The sequence below is a fragment of the Lactonifactor longoviformis DSM 17459 genome (genome assembly GCF_900129135.1).
GTDB lineage: Bacteria > Bacillota > Clostridia > Lachnospirales > Lachnospiraceae > Lactonifactor > Lactonifactor longoviformis.
The window spans coordinates 1-22,638 of sequence record NZ_FQVI01000039.1; the positions used below are offsets into that span (position 1 = coordinate 1).

The following is a 22,638-nucleotide window of genomic DNA, read 5'->3' on the forward strand; positions in this document are numbered from 1 at the left end:
CCCGAAAAGAACTGTTTTTAACATGTTGACAGGATTATATCTGACCCGTCCGGTCTCACGCGCCGGCAGTTTGTCGAGATACTTAGTTAGATCAATTCCCTCCATGAATTTGTCAAAAGTTAAAACAGGGTCACAAATATCAAGAAAATCTGAAATAAACATTGGCAAAGTGCCTTGTTTTGGTATAGAATAAGTTGTGGTATTGTTTTTCATAGCAGATAAATTTTACCACAAAAAGAGGATTTTCAACCACTAAAGTGTATTGAAAATCCTCTTTTTTTATTCGGACTGTTTTTTCACAGCCTCTTTGGACCTAAAACATTTCTCTGCTCACAGCGTCTATTTCTTCGGATGTCGCCTCGTATACCCCTTCAAAAGTGCTAAGCGGCAGCCCCTGGGAGGCGCCCGGTATGAAGTATAATTTTCCGCATTCTCTGCAGGCTCTTTGTACTTCCCGTCTGACTTCCTCCTTTGTCCATCCTGGATGATCAATGCTTGCGCTGTCAATCCCTCCCATAAAGGAGATCTGAGGACCATATTTTTGGATCAGCTCCGGGATGTTATTTGATGTCATAACACCCTGCCAGATATCTATTCCCATGTCTATCATATAGGGCACCAGTGTAGCCGCATAAGAATCTGAGTGATGGACAATCAGTTCTACGCCGTTCTCCCGATAGCAGCTGTAGATTTTTTTGTAGGCAGGAAGATAGAATTCCCCGAACATTTCCGGAGATATAAAGGTGGAAATCTGGCTTCCCCAGTCATCGTGGTGGAAGAGGCCGTCCGGTTTCATGTATTTGCAGATTTGCTCCGCATACTGAATCTCCCAGTCTGTTATATAGTCTATCAGCTCGTGCATTGCCTCCGGTTCCTCATAGAACGCCATCATGCAGTTCTGGATCTCTAAGAGGTAATGGCACTGTTCGAATACCCCAGGTGCGATGAAAGCCATAGCAAACTTTTCCTTTCGGTCTACGGATTCTGCATGCCTGACTGCCGCCTCCCACGCTTCCTCTGGGTAGACAGCGGGAGGAGCTTTTACGTAGTCTTTCCACGCAGCAATGTCTTTGCACACAATATGTGCCTCATCGTGGATGGGAAATGCCCCCGGCAGATCCCTGGGCCAGGTTTTGGTAACACCCCATCCGGTTTTCACATCAAGTTCTCCCGGGTTGGGATCCGGATATTTCAGGGTGTAGGGATCCTCTCTTATGATATCGAAGGCTTCATATTGATTTACAAAACGATCCGGTTTCCCTCCCCGAATAGTCTCAAGCAAATTTTCTCTTTTTGTTAACATACGCTTCCCCCTCTCTACATCTTCAGAACCGCCTTAATCACATCCCCATTATGGGAGTCGGCAAATGCTTTATTGATATCCTTAAAATCATAAAATTTAATCAGGCGGTCAAAGGGGAACCGGCCCTTTTTGTAATACTCTATCAGCTGGGGAATAAAGAGCTTTGGAATAGAATCTCCCTCTACAATTCCAATAAGGGATTTGGCATCTCCCATTAGCTCCTGCTGTACATTAATGGTCAGATCCCCCGTTGCCCCCAGGACCACACAGGTTCCCATAAAGCGTACACTAGCCAGAGCCTTTCTTACAAAGTCTCCCACTCCTGTAGTATCTATGCTGTAGTGTGTGCCTCCGTTAGTAATTTTCTTAACCTCTGCCACAATATCATCGCATTCTTTCCGGTTCACCGTATGCGTTGCCCCCAGCTCCAACGCTAATTCCAGACTTTTTTTATTGCCTCCCACGGCAATAATCTTGTCGCAGCCCGCTATTTTGGCAGCCATAATGGCGCTCATGCCCACTGTGCCGCAGCCAAATACCGCTATACTCGAACCGAACGCCGGTTTCAGTCTGTTTAAAACCGCCCCTGCCCCCGTCTGTATTCCGCAGCCCAAAGGACCCAGCAGCGCCAGATCAATAGTATCGTCTGTAACCTTTATGGTACTGTTCTGATGTACGACTGCATAAGTAGCAAAGGAGGACTGGCCGAAAAATGATGAAAGTTCCACACCATTCTGAGACAGCCGTCTGGTCCCGTCGGCCATTACGCCCCCAAAATTGATGGCATTAAAATTTTCACAGGCATGCTGGTGGGCGGAAAGGCAGTTTTCACAGTGTCCGCAGAAGCCAAAGGAAAAGCTTACCCTGTCGCCTTTCCGGAACTCAGTGACTCCTTCCCCCACATCCTCCACAATACCGCAGCCCTCATGCCCCAGCACGGCCGGAAGGGGAACCGGAATCCCCTGATGCTGTGCCACTTCATCTGTGTGGCAGACCCCGCTGGCCACGATTTTCACCAGCAACTCACCTGCTTTTGGCCCGGACAGCTCCACTTCTTCTATCTGGAAAGGCTGGCCGGCTTCATGTACAACTGCTGCTTGTACTTTCATACGCAATTACCTCCTGGTTCGTTATAATAGATACTCTATGCCGTTTTTTCAATTATATTTAGTATATATTGCACAACATATAAATTCCATTTCCCAAAAGGACATATATACTTTAACATATGTCCCTTTCTGAAAAGAGAACCCGGACAACACCCTTTCCCCGTGCACTTATAAGACCAAAAAGTTTTAAGAATGTGTACCACAGCATAAGGGCAGTCCCATGAATGCTGTCTGAGACTGCCCTTACGGCCGGTATCCGGTATATCTTTAATTATCTATATTCTTCTTTTTATAAAAATACCCAAACAATAAAACGGCTGCGGCCAGCCAGGCCAGGATAACTGCAAAAGCCAGTACCGTACTGCCTCCAAACTTTCCCTGTACCAGATTGTAATACACCTGAAGCATTGCCCCGAGAGGTGTGATCCTTGCCAAAAATCTCAAAACCGCACCTGATGCCATGGCCGGGGGAATCAGAAAAAGAAGCATCACAGGGATCTGCAGAACGCTGCAGCTCATCTGATCCCTGCTGAGCAGGCCAATAAGAGCGCTTATCATAATCACACAGCAGGACCCAAGCAGAGAGGCAAGAATGTACACAGGTATATGTTCCATTGGCTCTCCCGAAAGCAGAAAGATCACCAAATTCCCCAGAAACGTGACGCACACAGCCACCAGAATTTTGGATAAAAAGAATTCCATAGCACTAACATTAGACAGAATCAGCGTTCTTAAGGTAAACTTTTCCTTCTCCTCAGCCACAGAGGTGGACACAATCAACACGCCTGACATACTGCAGTTCATAAGCAGACCCAAATTCAAAAGGAATCCCGAGACCTCCTCCTTGGCCAGGTTGGGGCCTACCACATACTTATACAGCAATACAAATGCAACGGGCAGAAGCACGCTGGCAGAAATAGCCGGATTTTTAATAAAATCCATCAAATCCTTTTTATACAAAGCGCTAAACTTTCTCATAGATATACTCATTAAAATTCCCTCCCTGTCAGCAGTAAAAATATTTCCTCCAGATTCGGCTCCTGGGAATGTACGGTAAGGCAGCGTCCCTGCTCCAGCAATTCGCGGATCCGTTCCCCGCCTTCCCGGTTCTTGGGATATTTCAGCGTTTCCCGATCCGTAGTCAGCACCTCTATCTCATCCCTGGCGTATTCCAGCTTCAGTTCCTGAGGGCTCCCTCCGGCAATCAGCTTACCCTGATGCAGAATTCCGATTCTGCCGCACAGCTTATCCGCCTCTTCCATATTATGCGTGGTCAAAAATATAGTGGTCCCCTGGCGGTTCAGGAGTCTTAGCATCTTATGTATCTCCTGAATCGTGGCGGGATCCAGACCGCTGGTAGGCTCGTCCAGAAACAAAAGCTCCGGCTTATGCAGAAGAGAGGCTGCCAGTACTGCCCTCTGCTTCATACCTTTGGAACACTTTTTCAGGAGCGTCTTCCTCTGGTCATAGAGCCGCACATTCTCTAAAGTATCCCTCACACTGCTCTTTGGTACGTTACGAAGCGCGGCAAAAAAATTCAGGTTCTCCTCTATGGTCATTCTCTCGTATAAACCACTGGTATCAGACAGGATACCGATGCGCTCATAATCCGCTCTCTCCACCTTTTCGATCTCTTTTCCCAGGATCCGTATCTGCCCGGATTTTTTCAGCAGCTGTTTTGTCAGCAGCTTCATGGTAGTGGTCTTCCCGGCTCCGCTTGGGCCTAAAAAGCCAAAAACTTCTCCAGGCATCACCTGAAAGCTGAGATGGTCCAGGCTAAAACTGCTTCCAAAATCAAGACACACATCCTCCAGATATATCATTTCCTTCATCTTGCTGTCCTCCTTGTTCTGTTTGAGCCCATTATGCCACAGCATCCGGAAAATGCAATACTATCCGCTTATTCAGCGCCTCTGCCGGACCAAAGGAAACAAAAATCGGACGAATGGAGCCATAGCAGGGACGAACGGAGACAAAAATCACCAGTGAAATGTTTCCTTCATCTCCTCTATCCGCCCCTTTGACAGGGGAATCTGACTATGTTCCTTATTATTCAGAATAAGGACATAACTATTCTTTGTCCACTTTTCAAACCGCTCTGCCTTCTGAATATTCACAAGATAGGATCTGTGGCACCTGAAAAATCCTGCCTTCTTTAAAACCTCCTCCAGCTCATACATAGGCAGCTGCGTCTGATACAGGGTCCCTCTGACAGACAGATAACTGCATTTATTCATACTCTCCACATAGTCAATCTCTCTGGGTTCAAAAAGCAGCGTGCTGTTTCCTGATTTCGCGGGAATCTTCAGTATCTCCAGTTCTTCCTCCAGGGCCTCCGATTCTTCCCCGTCCTTTTCTACCTCGCAGAACTTACCATCCTCAGCATAAAAGGCTGTACCGGGCATCATAAGCGCATACCTCAGGGAGGAATTGATGGTAACAAACTGCGCGCCTGCCTCCCTCCGCTCCTCAATCCAGCGGAGGATTTTTCCCATAGCTCCCTCATTCAGGTTTGTCAGAGGCTCCGCAAGAAAATACAGCTTTGCATTCTGCATGCTCACCCGTGCAAGCTGAATCTTTGTATATTCCCCCGGTCTGAGGGATCTCATCTTTGCCTTACGGACGTCCCCCAGGTCAAAATCCTCCAGTATGTCCTCTACCGCTCTCGTCTCTCCGAATAAGCGGTGAAAAAAACCGATATATTCCATGACCGTCTGCCGTTCGTATCCTTTGTCCTGAAAGGTGAGAAATGCCGTATCGGCCGCCCCCCAGTGCGATCTAATATATTGAAATATATCCTCCGCCACCTCCTGATTGCATTCCAGATGAATGCTGCCATGATCAGAAAGACCTTCCAGCAATTCAGGAATGGAGTCATATATTTTAGTATCCAAAATACTGTGCCTCCTCCTAACATATTTGAGAAGAATTTTACTATATTATTTTGTCTTTGTCCATGTAATACACCAAAACAGGCCTGTAAATATCAGCCAAATGATACTTACAGACCTGTATTCTTTTAACATCTGTGGGATCCATCCACCTTTGATACCGAAGACTGGAACGGACATTGATGAAAGCTCTCCTCATACAGGATACAGCGGTTTTTTCCCATATTCTTGGCATGATACAATGCCTTGTCCGCCTTGTCAAAGAGAACTCTGTATTCTGTTCCATCCCTGGGAAATACTGCAATTCCCACGCTGCTGCTTACTTTGAGCTGTCCCCGGATATCTGCAAATAACGTGCAGATATTCTGCATTCTTTCTCTGGCATCTTCCGGCGAAAATATATGTCTGAGAAGAATCACAAATTCATCCCCTCCTACCCGGCCGATGATATCCTCTTTGCGGATATTCTGCTGCAGGCACGAGGATACTGCTGCCAGAACCTTATCGCCTGCGCTGTGGCCATAGACATCATTGATGTTTTTAAAATTATCAAGATCCATCAGGCACACTGCGGTTAATTCCTTTTCCCTCTTCAGTATCTGACGCGTTTTCTCTTCCAGTGCACGGCGGTTCAGCAGCCTTGTAAGAGGGTCCGTGGCAGCCTGGATTTTTAGTTTTTCCGTTTCTGTCTTTTGCGCATTCATGTGGGTCAGATTCTCAAGTCTTCTTTTTACCAGACGGGGATAAAAAGGCTCCTGAAGAATATCAGAAACTCCAAGAGAAAGCGCCCGTTCCAGCTTATCCAGCTCTATTTCCCTCATAAGCCCAACCACAGGAATCAGATCAGTAAACCCAGACTGGCTGATCTTTTCCATAGCATCCCATGCCCCTGCAGCATCTTCCGAAAAGTCCAGCAGAAGAGCAGATATTCCCAGTCCATACGTGTCCAGAAGGTCCAGGGCAGCCTGACCGCAGTTTGATTCCAGGACATCAAATGAGACCTGGCATATGGCACGCAGGTTATCCATTCTATTTCGGTTGTTCGTAGCAATAATTATTTTGCTTTTTTTTCTTCCAGCTCCCATTTTTTATATTCCTGTCTGCGCAGACCAAGGTCCCTGGATCTGCATGTATTTTAAAATTTCGGTAATAAATATAATCGTAATAATTATACGATAAATATTATTATTTTACAACGATATTTACAAGTATAATTTACGATATAACTTAGCAAGGACGGTGATTATTTGGATATATTAGGAAAAATTTCCCAATTACGGGAAGAGCGGCACTGGTCAGAGTATCAGCTGTCTGTGCAGTCGGGTCTCCCGCAGTCCACCATATCTTCCTGGTATCGAAAGGATATACTTCCCTCCGTATCGTCCCTGGAGAAAATATGCAGCGCCTTTGGCATTACACTCTCCCAGTTTTTTTGGGATGGCTGCGAATCTGTCATACTCTCTCCCATGCAGAAAGAACTGCTGAGGCATTGGAACAGATTGAATAAGGAACAGCAAATATCACTTTTAAACTTACTGTCCACCTTTACGTAAATGGTATAAAAAAGAGAACCCGGCACATTCTCACGGTATCTGCCGGATTCTCTTTTTACTCTTTACTGCCGCAGCAGCTGTTTATCGAATTCAGGGTTAAAGAAATAATAGTTTCTCTCATCCAGCTTTCTCTTTGTCTTCTCGAGAGCCTCACCGAATCTCTGGAAGTGTACTACTTCTCTGGCTCTCAGGAATTTAATGGGATCCCGCACCTCCGGATTCTGAACTACTCTTAAAATATTATCATAAGTGGTTCTTGCCTTTTGCTCAGCTGCCAAATCTTCAAACAAGTCTGTAATAGCATCTCCCTTGGACTGGAATTCACAGGAATTAAAAGGAATTCCCCCTGCAGCCTGAGGCCAAAGTCCGGAAGTATGGTCAATATAATAAGCGTCAAATCCCGCTGTTTTGGCATCTTCTATACTCATATCTTTCGTCAGCTGATAGATAATAGCACTGACAATCTCCATATGGGCAAGCTCCTCTGTTCCGATATCTGTGAGCAGGCCAGCAACTTCTCTGCATGGCATAGTATACCGCTGGGAAAGATATCTCATAGAAGCAGCCAATTCCCCGTCAGGTCCGCCGAACTGGCTGATGATCAGCTGGGCTGTCTTCGGACAGGTTTTTGATATTTTAACAGGATACTGAAGTCTTTTTTCATAATTCCACATTAGATATGCCCTCCTTCCCAAGGTGTTGGGCCGTCAACCCAGGTAAAATGCCGCTGGCCGGGATAATTGCAGAAATCCTGGGAAGCCCCGTGAGAATTCACGCAGACACAGTCAACGGTTAACGGTTCAAACTGCTGTTCGTACTCCTGCATAAGCTGCTTTCTTCTGTTTTTGCTCTGTTCAAAGAGTTCCAGAGCCTGCTCATCCAGTGGATGTGTATCCAGGTAGAGGGTGACATCATTCATTACAAAACTGATATCATTCAGTTCATTTAATAGTGCTGTTCTGTCAGGCATGGCTCTCACCTCCTGTAATATAAAATGGCAGGTCCAGATCGGCAAAAATCGTGCCTTTTTTCAGAGCTGTTGAGGGATCGTAAATCTTTCCCCAGCTCTGGACAGGCACAGATGCCATGGCCAGGATACAGGTACACTCCTGCTGAAAATCACTGCTTTGGGTTCCGTGGCAGGTACATTCCATATCGTATTGCTCCTTTCATTTGTAAAATAAGAACACCGAGGTTCAATCATAGTATGTGTGACTTGCCGCCGAATTACGTTAGTTCTTAAATTGTAATTCTGGGAGATAAAGGATTCCATTTTTCCTCTATCGGTGAACTTATTTATACTTTTTTAATAAATATGTCGTTTTTATAAAATTTTTCTCAAAAAGTGTTAAATCGGTAAAAAAAAAGTCAAGATTGGCTATTACCTTTTTTATTGTACTATATGAAAATAAATATATATATTTTCTGTTTATTTAGTAATCTATCCAAATTCTCTCATACATCAATTATACTTAGGATTGTTTTCTTTATAATAAGCAGAAAAATAAGGAAAGTCCCTCAAATATTTATTACCGAAAGGAGCAGCTATGAACGATATCAGTATCAGAATCAAAGAACTGATGGAAGAAATGAGCCCGCAATTTATTGAAACCTTCCGTCATCTGCACAAAAACCCAGAGCTCAGTTTTCAGGAGTATGACACTACCGAATACATCCGCGCCGTACTCCAGGAACTGGATATAAAGATACTGGATATAGGACTTGAAACCGGAGTCGTAGGACTGCTGGAGGGCAGCCAGCCCGGTCCCTGCATTGCACTCCGGGCGGATATCGACGGTCTCCCCATCCAGGAGGAGTCCTCAAGCAGTTATCCCTCAGAGCGCCCCGGCAAGATGCACGCCTGCGGTCATGACACTCACACCGCATCTCTATTAGGAGCGGCACGTCTGCTGGCATCTGTGCGTGAGAATTTAAGAGGCTCGGTAAAATTTTTCTTCCAGCCCGCGGAAGAAGTTAACCTGGGAGCGAAAAAACTGGTTGCCCTGGGATGTATGGAGAACCCTCACGTCGATGCTGTCTTCGGCATGCACAATGAGCCCCATGTCCCCTATGGATGTGTTGCCGTAAAAAAGGGCCCCCTTATGGCCTCTGTAGACAGAATCAATATTAAGATTACAGGCAAGGGCGGCCACGGAGGAATGCCTCAGAAAAATATCGATCCCATTGTTGTGGCAGCCGCCATTATCCAGTCGCTGCAGACTATCGTCAGCCGTAATGTCAGTCCCATTGATTCCTGTGTAGTATCTATCTGCAACGTAAAGGCCGGTGAGGGTACGGTGAATAACGTTACACCTGAGGAAGTCAGAATGTACGGCACCGTAAGGAACTACAGCCAGGATGTTCAGCACTATGTGGAGCAGAGAATCCGTGATATCGTGGAACAGGTATCCGCAGCCTACGGAGCCAAAGGCGAGCTGGAATACATATATGAACTGGCGGTCACAGACAACCACGAACAGTTATTTGATATTGCAAAAGATGCCGTGGAATCCATCGGCGCAGAAGTATTTGATCCCATTCCCGTTACAGGGGGAGAGGATTTCTCTGAGTATATGAAATATGCCCCCGGTTTTCTTTATTGGCTGGGTGTAAGAAATGAGGAGCAGGACTGTATCTATCCATGGCACAGCCCCCACTTCAAGGCCGATGAGCGGGCTATCGTAATCGGAGCCGGCACTTATGCCATGGCTGCTGTAAAAGCCATGGAAAAATTCTAATTTCTGCACAAAGGAGGATATATATGAATAAGTTCAAAGAAATCTTTTCCAGCTGGAAACTTCTCATCACCGTACTGGTGATCGTTATGATATCTGAAAGAATAGGCCTGCTCAAAATCCCTATCGGATCCGGCAGTATTATGTTCCTGCCCCTTTTGTACGCTATGGCCCTGGGGCTCATTCTGTACCTGGCGAAGCCTGTCAAGTGGGTCAATAAAGAGCAGACCTCCATGGCTGACAAATTTATCGTAATCGGTATCTCTGTATTTATTGCCAAAGTCGGCGTCCAGAGCGGCGCTGCCATTGAGGCCGTGATCAAAGCAGGCCCCGCCCTGATTCTCCAGGAGCTGGGAAACCTGGGAACCATTCTCATTGCGCTTCCCTTCGCACTGCTCCTTGGCTTTAAGCGTGAGGCAGTAGGTATGACACACTCTATCGCCCGAGAGCCCAACGTGGGATTTATCGCCTCCAAATATGGACTGGACTCAGCCGAAGGCCGCGGGGTTATGATTATCTATATTGTAGGTACTTTGATCGGTACGATCTTTATGGGGGTTATGTCCAGTGTTCTGGCCTCCTTTACCCCTCTGCACCCCTTCGCCATTGCTATGGCAACCGGTGTGGGAAGCGGAAGTATGATGGCAGCCGCCTCAGCTCCCCTTGTCTCCATGTTTCCTGATATGGCAACAGAAATTACAGCTTACGCCGCAACCAGCAACCTTCTCTCCACAGCCGACGGTATCTATATGACCATGTTCATAGGACTGCCTCTGTGTAATTTCCTGTACAGAAAACTAGAACCGGTGCTGGGCAAAAACAGGAAAGTGAAAACCAACTAGACAAAGGAGGAACAAACGATGGAAAAAGCAAAAAAAGGTCTCACCTTAGATACATTTTTAGAATACTGTCTCATTATGCTTCTGATCACAGCCATTGCTTATATCGGAAACTGGATCTACAGCGATTTCGGCCTCATGGAGAGCCTTCCCGGGATCCTGATTCTTCTTGCAATTGCCTTTGTGGGCTATACGCTCTCTGAGCTGATCCCCTTTAACATTCCTTCTGTAGTGTACATCAGTATTGTGGGCCTGCTGGTTGCCATGCCTGTCAGCCCTTTAAGCGAAGCTGTGGTTGCCTATACCGGAAAAGTGGAAATGCTTCCTCTTGCCACTCCTGTCCTTGCCTTTGCCGGCGTATCCATGGGGAAGAGCTGGGCAGAATTCAAAAAAATCGGCTGGAGAGGCATCCTGGTGGCAGCACTTGTTATGATTGGTACTTTTGTGGGATCCGCAGTGGTCGCACAGGTTATCTTAAGTATGACGGGCATTATATAATCTCCCCTTCATATATTTTTACTGGTTTGAGAGCAGCGGAACCCTTTTTAGGGCTTCCGCTGTTTTCTTTTTCCTTTCTCTCCATTCCCCTGGCACCTTTGAATAACGCCTTGGCTGCTTCTTAAGAAAGACTTTACAAACATTTTACATCCTGTTTTTTGCCGCTCCTTTATAATAAGAGTTAGATCTACAACAGTTCACCCTCTGTGAAGGAAAGGAGATTCTGTAGTGTTACTACATCCGATGCAGACCGCTGCAGAGACCGCATATGCATAGAAAAAATACAGTTCGATTTATAATAGAAAACAGCTTCTCTTCTCTAAGGCCCTCCGAACAGAAAGCCGGGCAATATGTTCTGGACCGGGAGGAGGATATTCCGGCCCTTTCCCTGGCTGACGCTGCCAAACAAGCAGGCGTGAGCCAGCCAACGGTACTACGCTTTGTAAAGGCCCTTGGGTTTTCAGGCTATAAGGAATTTCAGTATGCCCTCATAAAAGACCGGGCCAGAAAAGAGGAGAAAGAGGGGCAGACTCCGGATGTCCGGGCTATGTACGGCTACCGGGTTACTCCCTCCGATTCTGTACAGGATGTCCCGGGAAAAATAATTGCCACCACCATCCAGAGTCTGGAGGATACCCTCAAGTTCATCTCCGGGGATACTCTCCGGCGTGCGGTGGAGGCACTGGTCAGCGCCCGCAGCATCTCCATCTTTGGAGTGGAGAACTCCCTGGCGACAGCTAAGGACCTCTGCACCAAACTCTTATATCTGGGTCTTCCCTGCCATTCCTTTGACGACTATTATCTTCAGAGGATTGCTGCCAGCAACATGGGCAGAGAGGATGTCGCCATAGGAATCTCCTATTCCGGGAGCTCCCGGGATACGGTAGATGTGATGCGCACTGCAAGAAAAAGCGGAGCCAGGACAATCGTTATGACAAACTTCAGGAATTCTGTGATTGAAAAATACGCAGATCTCCTGCTCTGCACTTCTAATGAACAGCTTCTGTACGGGAACGCCATTTTTTCCAGAACCACCCAGTTAGCTCTGGTGGATATGCTCTATCTGGGAATTATAGTAAGCGATTATAACCGTTTTGCCGGCAAACTGGATAAAAGCAGCCGGATTATCAGTGATAAGGCATATAAGTCCTGAACAAGGGGGCGGGTATTCTGTAGAAATACTACCGAATATCCGCCCCCTGTCCCTTTCTTCTTTTACATTCTCTTAACCTAATTTTGAACTGCATTTCATTGTTATTCTCCATCCCCGTTGCTATAATGACCATGTTCCAGACGGGAACGAAATTCACAGAATATCCAACGGGCATCCATAAATGCCCGCCAGAACAAGTACATAGCTTATAAAAAGAAAGGAAGTAGAGATCATGCTGCAATTACAACATGTGAAAAAATCATATGACAAAACACCTGTCTTAAAAGACATTTCCCTGGATATCCGGGACGGAGAAATTGTATCCATCCTTGGTCCCTCTGGCTGCGGAAAGACTACTCTGCTGAATCTTATACTGGGAATTACAGATGCCGACAGCGGGTCCATCCTGTTTGACGGAAAGGATATTACCCGTGAACCCATGGAAAAGAGAGGCTTCAATATTGTATTTCAGGACTATGCTCTCTTTCCCAATTTGAATGTATATCAGAACATCACTTACGGGCTTAGAAATAAACCGGAAATTTCCACCAGTGAGGAAGTGGACGAACTGGTTGAACTCCTGGGCCTGGAGGAACATCTGCGCAAACGAATCGATCAGCTCTCCGGGGGACAGAAGCAGAGGGTTGCCCTGGCCCGCACCATGGTGATGAAGCCCAAGATTCTGCTTCTGGATGAACCTCTGAGTGCCCTGGACGGCGTCATAAAGGAGTCAATTAAAGAGCGTATAAAAACCATTGCCAAAGAGTACCATCTGACCACGATTATTGTCACCCATGACCCGGAGGAAGCCTTGACCCTTTCCGATCGGGTGCTGATTGTAAATGAAGGTATGATTTCCCAGTACGATAAGCCCTGTGAAATTATACATAAACCTAAGAATAGCTTTGTAAAAACCTTCATCCTAAACCAGCTGGAAATCAAACGTAATAATATTTATTCCTTATTTGAAGATACAGTTGCGGCAAACGGAATGGCTTTTTAAGGGCGGAGAAAAAGAATGAAACAAAAAAACAAAGAAATAAAAGTTATTTTTGCTTTTCTTACCCTTTTGTTTGCCGTCTTTCTGGCAATCCCCATGGTGCGGCTGCTGTTCAAATCTTTCGTAGGAGACAGCGGAATTTCACTGGAAAGCTACCTCTCTGTATTTGCATCCAGAGGATTCGGGAAAGCTTTGGGAAACAGCTTTCTGGTGGCTTCGGTCAGTGCCCTGACAACCACGGCCATTGCCTTCCTTTTGGCCTATACCATTCATTATACCAACGTACCCGGAAGGGCAAAATCCCTGATACAAGGAGCCGCGCTGCTTCCTATGCTTCTACCCACCATAACCTACGGCTTCTCCATAATCTATTCCTTTGGAAAACAGGGACTGCTCACCCGTTTGTTTGGACGGCAGCTCTTTGATATCTATGGTTTTAACGGACTGCTGCTGGGGTATGTGATCTATACACTTCCCATCTCTTTTCTGCTGATTAACAACACCATGGGATATATAGATAAAAAATACATGATCGTTTCCCGTATTATGGGGGACAACGGGCTTTCTGCCTTTATGATGACCATTATCCGCCCTCTTATGGGAACACTGGCAGCTTCCTTTATCCAGTCCTTTTTTCTTTGCTTTACCGACTTCGGTATTCCCGCTTCCGTGGGAGGAAAGTTTCAGGTGATTGCCGGTGTACTGTACGACGAGATGCTGGGGAGTGTGCCTGACTTCCATAACGGGGCAGTTGTAGCTATGGTAATGCTGATCCCCTCTGTGGCCAGCATTTTAGTACTGCAGTATCTGGAACGGTACAATGTACGATACAGTAAGATTTCCGTTATAGAACTGCACAAGAATAGGGCCAGGGACTGGGTGTGCGGCATCCTCAGCACTCTTGTTATAACCGGAGTGCTGTCAGTCTTCGCTGTTATCTTTGTGGTTCCCTTTGTTTCTGAATGGCCTTATGATATCCGTTTTACCTTAGAGCATGTGACCGCTGTATTTGCAGACGACGCCCTGTTCGGTGTATGTAAGAACTCCCTGTTTACCGCTGCTGCCACGGCTGTTTTCGGCACTCTGGCTGCCTACGGTGCCGCTCTCGTCACTGCCAGAAGCACCGTAAATAAGAAGCTTAAGAATGTGATTGAGGGTATTGCCCTGATAACCAACACTATCCCGGGCATGGTAATCGGTCTGGCCTTTCTGTTCAGCTTCTCGGGAACTGCTGTTCAGAACACATTTTTCATTATCATTGTATGTAACGTTATCCACTTTTTTTCCACGCCCTATCTGATGATGAAAAATTCTCTCGCCAAGATGAACGCCTCCTGGGAAACAACGGCTATGCTTATGGGGGATAACTGGATAAAGACAATTCTACGGGTAGTTACCCCCAACGCGGTGTCCACCATCCTGGAGGTGTTCAGCTACTACTTCGTAAATGCAATGGTAACCATTAGTGCCGTTATTTTTATCGCAGGTGCCAGAACTATGGTAATCACAACAAAAATCAAAGAATTACAGTACTACAATAAATATAATGAAATCTTTGTACTGTCTCTCCTGATTCTCTTTACCAACCTGGCCGCCAAATCTCTGTTTCAGTATCTGGCTAACCGGAAGCAAAAAACTGCTGCATCAAAATCCAGGGCAGTGAAAACAGCACAGTAATTTTTAACAATTATGAAAATGTTTTATTGACATTGAAAAGTAAAAGGAGGAGAATACTTTATGAAAAACACAAAAAAAATACTATTGTTAGGTTTAGCGTCATCCCTGGGAATATGCACAATACTGGGAGGATGCAACGGCAGTTCGGAGAAGGATAAGGTTGTAATCTACTCCAATGCTGACGACGAAGCGATCACTGCCATGAAACACGCCCTTGATAACAACGGATTTAAGGATCAGTACATACTGCAGTCCTTCGGAACTTCTGAGCTGGGGGGCAAACTTCTGGCTGAGGGCTCCAATATTGAGGCTGACCTGGTTACTATGAGTACCTTCTATTTGGAAAGTGCCCAGGAACAGAATAAGATGTTTAAAGACCTGGATTTTGATGTACAAACCTTGGACACCTATCCGGCTTACTGTGCTCCCATTACCGCACAGGAGGGTGCTGTCATTATCAATACGGAAATGATGAAAGAAAATCAGCTGCCTGCCCCGGCCTCCATAAAAGACCTGGCGAATCCGGAATACAAAGATATGGTTTCTGTCACCGATATTAATTCTTCCTCCACGGCATGGCTTCTGATTCAGGCTCTGGTATCTGAGTACGGAGAAGAGGGCGCCAAAGAAGTACTAAAGGGAATCTATAAGAACGCGGGGGATCACATCGAAGATTCCGGTTCGGCACCACTGAAAAAAGTTCGGGCCGGGGAAGCCGCCATCGGATTCGGGCTTCGCCATCAGGCAGCGGCCGACAAAGAGTCCGGGCTGCCTGTAGATTATATAGATCCGGCAGAGGGAAATTTCTCTCTGACCGAATCGGCTGCTGTCTTAGACAAAGGGACAAAAAGCAAAGAGGCTGCCATGGAGATGGCGGAGTGCATCATGGACAATGCCAGGGAAGAACTGCTGGCTGCTTACCCCATCCCTCTCTACGAGGGGGAAACCGAAGCCACTGCAGACAAATCCGGCAATCCCAAGATTTTCAGTGAACCACTCACCGTAGATCTGCTTAAGCGCCACCAGGAGCTTTCTGACAGCTGCAAACCCGAATAAAGGATAACTCCTCCGGGAAACCGGAGCTGAAAATATATGATACAGGAGAAAACAAAATGAAAAACTACAAATTACTGACACCCGGCCCTCTGACCACAACAGAAACTGTGAAAAAGGAAATGCTGTTTGACCACTGCACCTGGGATGATGACTACAAACAAATTACCCAGAGTATCCGCAGACAGCTCCTCTCCCTGGCCCATGTATCCGAGGAGGACTACACTGTGGTACTCATGCAGGGCAGCGGCACCTTCGGAGTTGAATCCGTACTCACCAGCGTGACCGGTGACCATGACCGCCTGTTAATCGCGGCAAACGGGGCATACGGGGAACGCATGGCTGATATTGCATCCCATGCCGGGATCCCCTTCCTTCTATACAGCCAGTCCTACGATAAAGTTCCGGATTCGGAAGAGATTCGGGTGCTGTTAGAGCAAAACCCGGATATTACCCATGTGGCTATGGTCCACAGTGAAACCACTTCCGGAATTCTCAATGACATTGCCTCTGTGGCAAAAGCAGTAAAGAGCGCGGGGAAAGCTTTTATTGTGGACGCCATGAGCAGCTTCGGCGGCGTGGATATTCCGGTAGGGGAGCTGGGTATCGATTTCCTGGTAAGCAGCGCAAATAAATGCATTCAGGGTGTTCCGGGATTTTCTTTCATTATCTGTAACCGGGAGAAGTTAATGGAGAGCAAAGGTAAGGCAAGAAGCCTTTCCCTGGACCTCTACGACCAGTGGGAGACCATGGAAAAGGACGGCAAGTGGAGGTTTACGTCTCCCACCCATGTGGTTCTGGCATTCTCTCAGGCTCTGAAGGAATTGGAACAGGAGGGGGGAATACCGGCCCGCAGCAGACGGTATGAGGAGAATAATCGTCTGCTGATTCAGAGAATGAAGCAGCTTGGGATCGAACCCTATATCGGGAGCGGCCATCAGGGTCCTATTATTACCACCTTCTTTTATCCGGAGAATCACAGCTTCTCCTTCCAGGAGATGTATCAGTACATAAAGGACAGAGGTTACGCCATCTATCCCGGGAAAGTAACAGAAGCTGAAACCTTCCGCATTGGAAATATTGGCGAGATCTATAAAGAAGACATTAACCGTCTGTGTGATATTCTGGAATCATTTTTAAAGGAGAAAGGCTTATGAAGAAATGTGAATTAGTAATTTTTGACTGGGCGGGAACCACCGTAGACTATGGATGTTTTGCACCGGTTCAGGCATTTGTTGAGGTATTTAAGCATTTCGGGATTGCACCAACCATGGATGAAGTGAGAAAACCTATGGGAATGCTAAAGCGGGACCATATAAAAACCATGCTTGCCATGCCCAGAATCCAGGCTCTGTGGCTTGAGAAGTACGGGAAGGCTTCCGGGGAATCTGACATTGACGAAATGTACCGTCTTTTTGAAGAAAAACTTATGAGTATCCTCACCGACTTTTCGTCCCCAAAGCCCTATGTTTTAGAGACAGCTGCAAAGCTCAGGGAAAAGGGAATCTCCATTGGGTCAACCACAGGTTATACCGATGAGATGATGGCCATTGTGACAAAGAAAGCTGAAGAGCTCGGCTACGCGCCGGATGCCTGGTTCAGCCCTAACTCTGTGAATAACATGGGACGCCCTTACCCTTATATGATTTACCGCAATATGGAGCAGTTCCGGGTACACGCTGCCGATCATGTGGTAAAGGTGGGGGATACTGTCTCTGATATCAGGGAAGGCAGAAATGCAGGAGTATACACCATAGGGATCATTGAGGGAAGCTCTGAAATAGGGCTCACCCAGGAAGAATACCATAGTCTTCCCCTCTCACACCGGGCATCTTTGATACAGAAGGTGAAGACCCGCTATCTTGAGGCAGGAGCTGACGCAGTAATTATGAATATGTCCGGGCTGATTCCTCTGCTGGAGGCAGTTTCTGAGTAAAAGCCGGTACACGTCTGCAGGGACAGGGATGCAAATCTCTGTCCCTGTTGCGTTTTCTACCAATTATGTGCTAAAGTTATAAGAGCAGCAGATAAAGCACTGCACCGAAGGGAAAGGAACTAGGTTTATGATTAGGAGATTTCAGGATATTAGTATGATACAAAGCGTGCTCCATGAGGCTATGACAGGCCTATGGATTATAGAACTGGAAAATGATCTGCCGCCCCGCATGTATGCGGATCCCACGATGCTGGAGCTTTTAGGCCTGGAGGAGGAACCCACTCCGGAGGAATGCTACTGCGCATGGTATGATAATATCTCAGAGGACTACAGGGCCATTGTGGAACAAGCGGTTAACGAAATCCTGCTTAAGGGAAGGGCTGAGGTCCAGTATTGCTGGAAGCATCCACAGCTGGGTGAGATATTCGTTCGGTGCGGAGGCGTCCCGGATCACACCTTCAAAAATGGTGTCTGTCTCCAGGGATATCACCAGAATATTACGGATACCTTTATACTGAAAAAAGAAAAGGAGCAGCTGGAGGAACTGAACCAGGAAATTATAGGATCTCTTTACGATCTATTTTTTGCTACCTACCGCATTGATCTAAACACCTGGAAGATTCAGACCATCCAGTTCACAGAATGTGTTCAGCATCTGCGGGCGGATGATATTCTCTACCCCGAATTCTTACAGCTGACTCTTCCATTTATTCATCCGGATGACCGGGAGGCTGCGAAAAAAGATTTTTCACCGGTACATTTTCAGGATCTGATTCGTGAGGGTCTGGACCGCTTCACCGGAGAGTACCGGGCCAAGTTCGGCGGGGAGTACCGCTTCATCTCCTGTACGGTCTATTTTGGAAAAGACGTACCTGCGCCGTCCTGGGCGATCCTGGCGCTTCAGGATATCCACGGCCAGAAGCTCCGGGAGGCTGACAGCCGAAAAGCCCTTCTGGACGCCTATGAGATGGCACAAAAGGCCAATAATGCCAAAAATGATTTCCTGTCCAAAATGTCCCATGATATCCGCACCCCTATCAATGCCATCGTGGGTATGACCACTCTGGCAAATCTGAGAGCAGACGACAGTACCTATGTGAGAGAATGCCTTGACAAAATAGCTGTATCCAGTGAGCTGCTTCTCTCTCTGGTCAACGAAGTCCTGGATATGAGCCGGATTGAGAGCGGACATTTTGAGCTTTCTGCGGAACCTCTGCATCTTCCCGGGCTTATAGACTCCGTACTCTCTGTCGTCCGGCCTGCCATAGATGAAAAAATGCAGCATCTGAACGTAACATACAAGGACATTGCTCACCCGGAAGTCCTGGGTGACCGCCTCAGGCTTCAACAGATTTTACTGAATATCCTGACAAATGCAAATAAATATACCCCGGAAGGCGGGTCTGTAACCGTCTGCCTTACGGAACGGCCTACGGCCTCCACGCAGTTTGCAGGCTTCTGCATCTCTGTCAGTGACACCGGAATCGGCATGTCTGAGGATTTTCTCCCCCACTTGTTTGAGCCTTTTGCCCGGGAGTCAGACTCCAGAACCAGCAAAAACGCCGGTACCGGACTGGGAATGGCAATTACCAAAAGTCTCCTGGAAATGATGAGCGGCTCTATAGAGGTAGAAAGCTGTCCCTCAAAGGGGAGCTGTTTTACCATTACCTTTGATCTTTTATTGCCAGGTAAGCGGAAAAACCCTTCTTCCCGGGAGGACAGTTCAGAAGCTCCCCAGGATATCAGCGAACTGCATCTGGAAGGACACCGCATATTGCTGGCGGAAGATAATGAACTGAATATGGAGATTGCCAAAGAGCTTCTGGAATTATCCGGAGCTGCGGTGGAAACGGCCTGCAACGGTGAACAGGCCTTTACTATGTTTCTGAATTCTCCCTCACAATATTACGATATTATTTTTATGGACATCCAAATGCCTGTGATGAATGGTTATGAGTCAGCCAAAGCCATACGCAGCCTGTCACGGCCGGACGCCGGGCAGATCCCTATCATAGCTCTTACTGCTAATGCCTTTATTGATGACATTATCCTGGCCCGTAATGCCGGTATGAATGAGCACGTCAGCAAGCCGGTACAGCTGGAGCAGCTGGCCAGGGTGCTGAGCAGTTATCTTTAAAGTCCCGGGATCACCCCCCGGCGCCTGACCATCTGTCCTTTACCTTGCAGAACAATACTCCTACCGCAGTGCTGATCAGCGTAGCCACAATGGCAGGGCCTACGATTCCGGTGGGATTCACACTTCCGTACTGGCTGCGGTAGGCTATGATATTGACCGGAATCAGCTGCAGGGATGAGATGTTGATAATTAAAAAGGTGCACATCTCATTGCTGGCAGTTCCCCTGGCTGCTGCCCTCGCCCGCTTTTCCGGCCGGGAGGATTCTCTGCGGTCCTCCTCCAGTTTGGCGAGCTCATCCATGGCCTTAAGTCCTGCAGGTGTAGCCGCCCAGCCAAGTCCCAGAAAGTTCGCTATCATATTGGCGGAGATATACTCCATGCACTTGTGCCCCTCAGGAATTCTGGGAAACAGGAAATGTAAAACAGGACGCATTTTCCGGGTCATCCCGTCAATGAGTCCTGATTTTTTTGCAATTTCCATGATACCCACCCACAGCGCCATAATACCGGCCATGGTGATACACAGAGTAACTGCTTCCTTTGCAGAGGAAAGAGCTGCGTCTGTAACTTCTGCCATTCTCCCGGTCATCATGCCGTAGGTTATCCCGATAAGTATCATAGCTCCCCATAAAATATTTAACATAGGCCTTCTCCTCATGTTTTTTATACTATATGAGGACAGGTAATGAAATATTCGCTGTTTATGAATTCAGGGCGTCCAGCCCCTCATCATCTGTGCTGATACGTATGACGCGGCTTACATCATATACAAAAATCTTTCCTGCGCCGGTCTCACTGGTCTTCAAAACCTTTTTTGTCACCTCTATAACCTCGTCTACCTTATCGCCGGGAACAATTACCTCTACCTTAATCTTTGGCAGAAGATCCACTTCTACTTTATCATCGCTGTAATACCGTACAGTACCTCCCTGGAGGCCATTGCCGTCCACTCTGGTTACCGTCATTCCTGAAAGCCCTACTTCCTTAAGTGCCCTTCTCAGGTCCGTCAGTTTCTCCGGATTAAATATTATTACTACATTACTGATCTGTCCCATGTGTTTCCTCCTTGCCTTTGGCTACTCACAATTTAACAGTTCCTGATAAATGTCTCTCTTGCTCACTCCCCGATCCCTGGCCACCAGCCTCATCGCCTCCTTACGTGTATGCCCCCGGGTTTCATACAGTTCCATATGCTCCCCCAGAGGCATACGGCTCCATTCCTCCTGGGACTCCTGCTCCATCTCCCGGCGGCTTCTGCCTTCCAGAACAATAACACATTCGCCCCTGGGCTCCGTTGTATGGTAATACTCCACAGCTTCCTGCAGAGTCGCAGAGTATGCTGTTTCGTGCTTTTTCGTCAGTTCCCGGCAGATGGTAACCCTCCGGTCCCCCAGCGCCCCCAAAAGCTCCTCCAGGGTGCGCACCAGCCTGTGGGGTGCCTCATACAGAATACATGTCCTTGTCTCCGTCTTCAGCTCCTCCAGCACAGCCTGCTTCTCCTTTTTATCCCCGGGAAGAAAAGCTTCAAAAGCAAATCTTCTGGTGCCAAGGCCGGATAGGGTAAGTGCCGTAATGCAGGCACAGGCCCCGGGCAGAGAAGTAACCTCTATTCCCGCCTCATAGCACATAGCCACCAGCTCCTCGCCCGGATCCGATATCCCCGGGGTTCCGGCATCAGTAATTAGAGCCACATTCATCCCCTGATCCATCTGGCCAATCAGATAACGGCCTTTGTCAATTTTATTATATTCATGATAGCTTGTCATTGGAGTTTCAATCTCAAAATGATTCAGCAGCTTTACACTGTTTCTGGTATCCTCCGCCGCTATCAAATCCACTTCCTTTAAAGTACGCAGGACCCGGAGCGTAATATCCTCCAGATTCCCTATGGGTGTGGCGCATAGATATAGCTTGCCTTTCATAAATACTCTCCTTAAAAGGGGACAGGGCAGTTCCATTTTGGGACACCCCTTCCCCATTCTGGGACGTGTTCTTTTTAAAAAGAACACGTCCCGCTTTCATAAATTTCCATCGTCTGCCTGGTATACACCCCCGGCTTTTCATAGATAATCAGGGGCGGCTCCACCTTTATCCTGGAATTCCCCCTCAGCACCCCTTCTATCAGCACCAGATTGGGCTCTTTGTCCAGGTAGGGATGCACCAGCTGCATCCGCTTGGGCTCAAGGTGGTATTTCATCATTGTCCCCATAATCTCCGCCAGCCGGAACGGACGGTGTACCATATAGAATCTGCCTTTGCTTTTCAGCATCTTGGCTGCCTGTCCAACCACATCCTCCAGGGTGCAGAGCATTTCATGTCTGGCAATGGTCTTGGCGGCATTGGCATTCTGCAGTCCATGGGCGTGAATCATATATGGGGGATTACTGGTTACTACATCAAAAGAGGCCGCCCCAAATATGGTCGCGGCCTCTTTGATATCTCCGGTAACAATAGAAATTGTGTCCTCCAAATGGTTGTACGCCACGCTTCGCCGCGCCAGCTCGGCGCTCTCCTCCTGAATCTCCAGTCCGGTATAATGGGCTCCCTGGGTATGGGCCTTTAACAATATGGGGATAATCCCATTGCCGCAGCCCAGATCCAGTGCCTTTTCTCCCTGCCTCACCTTTGCAAACCAGGAAAGCAGTACCGCATCTATACCAAAACAGAATCTTCCGGGATCCTGTATGATTTTGTAACCATTTTGAAGGTCGTCTAAACGTTCTCCATCTAATAACGCTGCTGTCATCCAGCTCG

General features: G+C 47.3%; 24 protein-coding genes and 1 pseudogene. 11 read left to right on the forward strand and 14 right to left on the reverse strand.

What is annotated here, in order from left to right:
• The 7 genes and pseudogenes from BUA56_RS23470 to BUA56_RS20530 form a co-directional block, all read right to left on the reverse strand.
• A pseudogene (locus BUA56_RS23470) lies at positions 1-213 on the reverse strand (IS1182 family transposase); the annotation flags it as partial.
• 100 nt (positions 214-313) lie between these two features.
• Positions 314-1,303 (reverse strand): uroporphyrinogen decarboxylase family protein, encoded by a 990-nt coding sequence (locus BUA56_RS20505; protein ID WP_072854634.1) that lies wholly within the window; start codon positions 1,301-1,303, stop codon positions 314-316.
• A 14-nt stretch (positions 1,304-1,317) separates the two neighbouring features.
• On the reverse strand, positions 1,318-2,412 hold the full coding sequence (locus BUA56_RS20510) for an NAD(P)-dependent alcohol dehydrogenase (RefSeq protein WP_072854635.1): 1,095 nt from the start codon (positions 2,410-2,412) through the stop codon (positions 1,318-1,320).
• A 267-nt stretch (positions 2,413-2,679) separates the two neighbouring features.
• A complete protein-coding gene (locus BUA56_RS20515; RefSeq protein ID WP_072854636.1) occupies positions 2,680-3,402 on the reverse strand; it encodes an ABC transporter permease in 723 nt (240 codons plus the stop codon).
• A complete protein-coding gene (locus BUA56_RS20520; RefSeq protein WP_072854637.1) occupies positions 3,402-4,244 on the reverse strand; it encodes an ABC transporter ATP-binding protein in 843 nt (280 codons plus the stop codon). The genes BUA56_RS20515 and BUA56_RS20520 overlap by 1 nt, the downstream gene beginning before the upstream one ends.
• Positions 4,245-4,391: 147 nt before the next feature.
• Positions 4,392-5,306, reverse strand: coding sequence for a LytTR family transcriptional regulator DNA-binding domain-containing protein (locus tag BUA56_RS20525; RefSeq protein WP_084068170.1), 915 nt, complete (start codon positions 5,304-5,306; stop codon positions 4,392-4,394).
• 125 nt (positions 5,307-5,431) lie between these two features.
• Positions 5,432-6,388: a GGDEF domain-containing protein gene (locus BUA56_RS20530; RefSeq protein ID WP_072854638.1), complete on the reverse strand. Its 957-nt coding sequence runs from the start codon at positions 6,386-6,388 to the stop codon at positions 5,432-5,434.
• 228 nt (positions 6,389-6,616) lie between these two features.
• Here BUA56_RS20530 and BUA56_RS20535 point away from each other — a divergent pair, with 228 nt between their 5' ends.
• Positions 6,617-6,856 (forward strand): helix-turn-helix domain-containing protein, encoded by a 240-nt coding sequence (locus BUA56_RS20535; protein WP_341443528.1) that lies wholly within the window; start codon positions 6,617-6,619, stop codon positions 6,854-6,856.
• A gap of 62 nt (positions 6,857-6,918) precedes the next feature.
• On the opposite strand, the gene BUA56_RS20540 is transcribed toward BUA56_RS20535, so the two are convergent.
• The 3 genes from BUA56_RS20540 to BUA56_RS20550 are packed head-to-tail and all read right to left on the reverse strand — an operon-like array spanning position 6,919 to position 8,010.
• Positions 6,919-7,530 carry a manganese catalase family protein gene (locus tag BUA56_RS20540; protein ID WP_072854640.1) on the reverse strand — a complete coding sequence of 204 codons (612 nt, stop codon included), beginning with the start codon at positions 7,528-7,530 and terminating at the stop codon, positions 6,919-6,921.
• Positions 7,530-7,826, reverse strand: coding sequence for a spore coat protein CotJB (locus BUA56_RS20545; RefSeq protein WP_072854641.1), 297 nt, complete (start codon positions 7,824-7,826; stop codon positions 7,530-7,532). Before BUA56_RS20545 ends, BUA56_RS20540 begins: the two co-directional genes overlap by 1 nt.
• Positions 7,819-8,010, reverse strand: coding sequence for a spore coat associated protein CotJA (locus BUA56_RS20550; protein WP_072854642.1), 192 nt, complete (start codon positions 8,008-8,010; stop codon positions 7,819-7,821). The genes BUA56_RS20545 and BUA56_RS20550 overlap by 8 nt, the downstream gene beginning before the upstream one ends.
• Positions 8,011-8,403: 393 nt before the next feature.
• Here BUA56_RS20550 and BUA56_RS20555 point away from each other — a divergent pair, with 393 nt between their 5' ends.
• The 10 genes from BUA56_RS20555 to BUA56_RS20600 all read left to right on the forward strand — a co-directional run bounded on the left by BUA56_RS20555 (position 8,404) and on the right by BUA56_RS20600 (position 19,884).
• Complete coding sequence (locus BUA56_RS20555; RefSeq protein ID WP_072854643.1) at positions 8,404-9,594, forward strand: M20 metallopeptidase family protein; 1,191 nt, start codon at positions 8,404-8,406, stop codon at positions 9,592-9,594.
• A gap of 23 nt (positions 9,595-9,617) precedes the next feature.
• Positions 9,618-10,433 (forward strand): DUF3100 domain-containing protein, encoded by an 816-nt coding sequence (locus BUA56_RS20560; RefSeq protein WP_072854644.1) that lies wholly within the window; start codon positions 9,618-9,620, stop codon positions 10,431-10,433.
• A gap of 18 nt (positions 10,434-10,451) precedes the next feature.
• Complete coding sequence (locus tag BUA56_RS20565) at positions 10,452-10,928, forward strand: hypothetical protein (RefSeq protein WP_072854645.1); 477 nt, start codon at positions 10,452-10,454, stop codon at positions 10,926-10,928.
• Positions 10,929-11,196: 268 nt separating this feature from the next.
• Entirely contained in the window at positions 11,197-12,081 is an 885-nt protein-coding gene (locus tag BUA56_RS20570) for a MurR/RpiR family transcriptional regulator (protein WP_072854646.1), read from the forward strand.
• Positions 12,082-12,313: 232 nt separating this feature from the next.
• Positions 12,314-13,084 carry an ABC transporter ATP-binding protein gene (locus tag BUA56_RS20575; protein WP_072854647.1) on the forward strand — a complete coding sequence of 257 codons (771 nt, stop codon included), beginning with the start codon at positions 12,314-12,316 and terminating at the stop codon, positions 13,082-13,084.
• Between the two features lie 15 nt (positions 13,085-13,099).
• Complete coding sequence (locus tag BUA56_RS20580; protein WP_072854648.1) at positions 13,100-14,758, forward strand: ABC transporter permease subunit; 1,659 nt, start codon at positions 13,100-13,102, stop codon at positions 14,756-14,758.
• Positions 14,759-14,818: 60 nt separating this feature from the next.
• Entirely contained in the window at positions 14,819-15,814 is a 996-nt protein-coding gene (locus BUA56_RS20585) for an extracellular solute-binding protein (RefSeq protein ID WP_072854649.1), read from the forward strand.
• 56 nt (positions 15,815-15,870) lie between these two features.
• Positions 15,871-16,968, forward strand: coding sequence for a 2-aminoethylphosphonate--pyruvate transaminase (locus BUA56_RS20590; RefSeq protein ID WP_072854650.1), 1,098 nt, complete (start codon positions 15,871-15,873; stop codon positions 16,966-16,968).
• Complete coding sequence (phnX, locus tag BUA56_RS20595; RefSeq protein ID WP_072854651.1) at positions 16,965-17,747, forward strand: phosphonoacetaldehyde hydrolase; 783 nt, start codon at positions 16,965-16,967, stop codon at positions 17,745-17,747. The genes BUA56_RS20590 and phnX overlap by 4 nt, the downstream gene beginning before the upstream one ends.
• A 127-nt stretch (positions 17,748-17,874) precedes the next feature.
• Complete coding sequence (locus tag BUA56_RS20600) at positions 17,875-19,884, forward strand: hybrid sensor histidine kinase/response regulator (protein ID WP_072854652.1); 2,010 nt, start codon at positions 17,875-17,877, stop codon at positions 19,882-19,884.
• A 10-nt stretch (positions 19,885-19,894) separates the two neighbouring features.
• Here BUA56_RS20600 and BUA56_RS20605 read toward each other — a convergent pair whose 3' ends face one another.
• From BUA56_RS20605 to BUA56_RS20620, 4 genes are all read right to left on the reverse strand, one after another.
• Positions 19,895-20,527, reverse strand: coding sequence for a nucleoside recognition protein (locus BUA56_RS20605; protein WP_072854653.1), 633 nt, complete (start codon positions 20,525-20,527; stop codon positions 19,895-19,897).
• A 58-nt stretch (positions 20,528-20,585) separates the two neighbouring features.
• Positions 20,586-20,939 carry a P-II family nitrogen regulator gene (locus tag BUA56_RS20610; RefSeq protein ID WP_072854654.1) on the reverse strand — a complete coding sequence of 118 codons (354 nt, stop codon included), beginning with the start codon at positions 20,937-20,939 and terminating at the stop codon, positions 20,586-20,588.
• A gap of 21 nt (positions 20,940-20,960) precedes the next feature.
• The gene (gene rsmI, locus BUA56_RS20615; RefSeq protein WP_072854655.1) at positions 20,961-21,806 is read right to left on the reverse strand and encodes a 16S rRNA (cytidine(1402)-2'-O)-methyltransferase; all 846 of its coding nucleotides are present in this window, start codon (positions 21,804-21,806) and stop codon (positions 20,961-20,963) included.
• Positions 21,807-21,880: 74 nt separating this feature from the next.
• Positions 21,881-22,630 (reverse strand): tRNA1(Val) (adenine(37)-N6)-methyltransferase, encoded by a 750-nt coding sequence (locus BUA56_RS20620; protein WP_072854656.1) that lies wholly within the window; start codon positions 22,628-22,630, stop codon positions 21,881-21,883.
• Positions 22,631-22,638: the final 8 nt, after the last annotated feature.

What these genes read in the sequence shown, in the direction of transcription:
- BUA56_RS20505 (WP_072854634.1), bottom strand. Translation starts at nt 1,303, where the DNA reads ATGTTAACAAAAAGAGAAAATTTGCTTGAGACTATTCGGGGAGGGAAA.
- BUA56_RS20510 (WP_072854635.1), bottom strand. Translation starts at nt 2,412, where the DNA reads ATGAAAGTACAAGCAGCAGTTGTACATGAAGCCGGCCAGCCTTTCCAG.
- BUA56_RS20515 (WP_072854636.1), bottom strand. Translation starts at nt 3,402, where the DNA reads ATGAGTATATCTATGAGAAAGTTTAGCGCTTTGTATAAAAAGGATTTG.
- BUA56_RS20520 (WP_072854637.1), bottom strand. Translation starts at nt 4,244, where the DNA reads ATGAAGGAAATGATATATCTGGAGGATGTGTGTCTTGATTTTGGAAGC.
- BUA56_RS20530 (WP_072854638.1), bottom strand. Translation starts at nt 6,388, where the DNA reads ATGGGAGCTGGAAGAAAAAAAAGCAAAATAATTATTGCTACGAACAAC.
- BUA56_RS20540 (WP_072854640.1), bottom strand. Translation starts at nt 7,530, where the DNA reads ATGTGGAATTATGAAAAAAGACTTCAGTATCCTGTTAAAATATCAAAA.
- BUA56_RS20545 (WP_072854641.1), bottom strand. Translation starts at nt 7,826, where the DNA reads ATGCCTGACAGAACAGCACTATTAAATGAACTGAATGATATCAGTTTT.
- BUA56_RS20550 (WP_072854642.1), bottom strand. Translation starts at nt 8,010, where the DNA reads ATGGAATGTACCTGCCACGGAACCCAAAGCAGTGATTTTCAGCAGGAG.
- BUA56_RS20555 (WP_072854643.1), top strand. Translation starts at nt 8,404, where the DNA reads ATGAACGATATCAGTATCAGAATCAAAGAACTGATGGAAGAAATGAGC.
- BUA56_RS20560 (WP_072854644.1), top strand. Translation starts at nt 9,618, where the DNA reads ATGAATAAGTTCAAAGAAATCTTTTCCAGCTGGAAACTTCTCATCACC.
- BUA56_RS20565 (WP_072854645.1), top strand. Translation starts at nt 10,452, where the DNA reads ATGGAAAAAGCAAAAAAAGGTCTCACCTTAGATACATTTTTAGAATAC.
- BUA56_RS20570 (WP_072854646.1), top strand. Translation starts at nt 11,197, where the DNA reads ATGCATAGAAAAAATACAGTTCGATTTATAATAGAAAACAGCTTCTCT.
- BUA56_RS20575 (WP_072854647.1), top strand. Translation starts at nt 12,314, where the DNA reads ATGCTGCAATTACAACATGTGAAAAAATCATATGACAAAACACCTGTC.
- BUA56_RS20580 (WP_072854648.1), top strand. Translation starts at nt 13,100, where the DNA reads ATGAAACAAAAAAACAAAGAAATAAAAGTTATTTTTGCTTTTCTTACC.
- BUA56_RS20585 (WP_072854649.1), top strand. Translation starts at nt 14,819, where the DNA reads ATGAAAAACACAAAAAAAATACTATTGTTAGGTTTAGCGTCATCCCTG.
- BUA56_RS20590 (WP_072854650.1), top strand. Translation starts at nt 15,871, where the DNA reads ATGAAAAACTACAAATTACTGACACCCGGCCCTCTGACCACAACAGAA.
- phnX (WP_072854651.1), top strand. Translation starts at nt 16,965, where the DNA reads ATGAAGAAATGTGAATTAGTAATTTTTGACTGGGCGGGAACCACCGTA.
- BUA56_RS20600 (WP_072854652.1), top strand. Translation starts at nt 17,875, where the DNA reads ATGATTAGGAGATTTCAGGATATTAGTATGATACAAAGCGTGCTCCAT.
- BUA56_RS20605 (WP_072854653.1), bottom strand. Translation starts at nt 20,527, where the DNA reads ATGTTAAATATTTTATGGGGAGCTATGATACTTATCGGGATAACCTAC.
- BUA56_RS20610 (WP_072854654.1), bottom strand. Translation starts at nt 20,939, where the DNA reads ATGGGACAGATCAGTAATGTAGTAATAATATTTAATCCGGAGAAACTG.
- rsmI (WP_072854655.1), bottom strand. Translation starts at nt 21,806, where the DNA reads ATGAAAGGCAAGCTATATCTATGCGCCACACCCATAGGGAATCTGGAG.
- BUA56_RS20620 (WP_072854656.1), bottom strand. Translation starts at nt 22,630, where the DNA reads ATGACAGCAGCGTTATTAGATGGAGAACGTTTAGACGACCTTCAAAAT.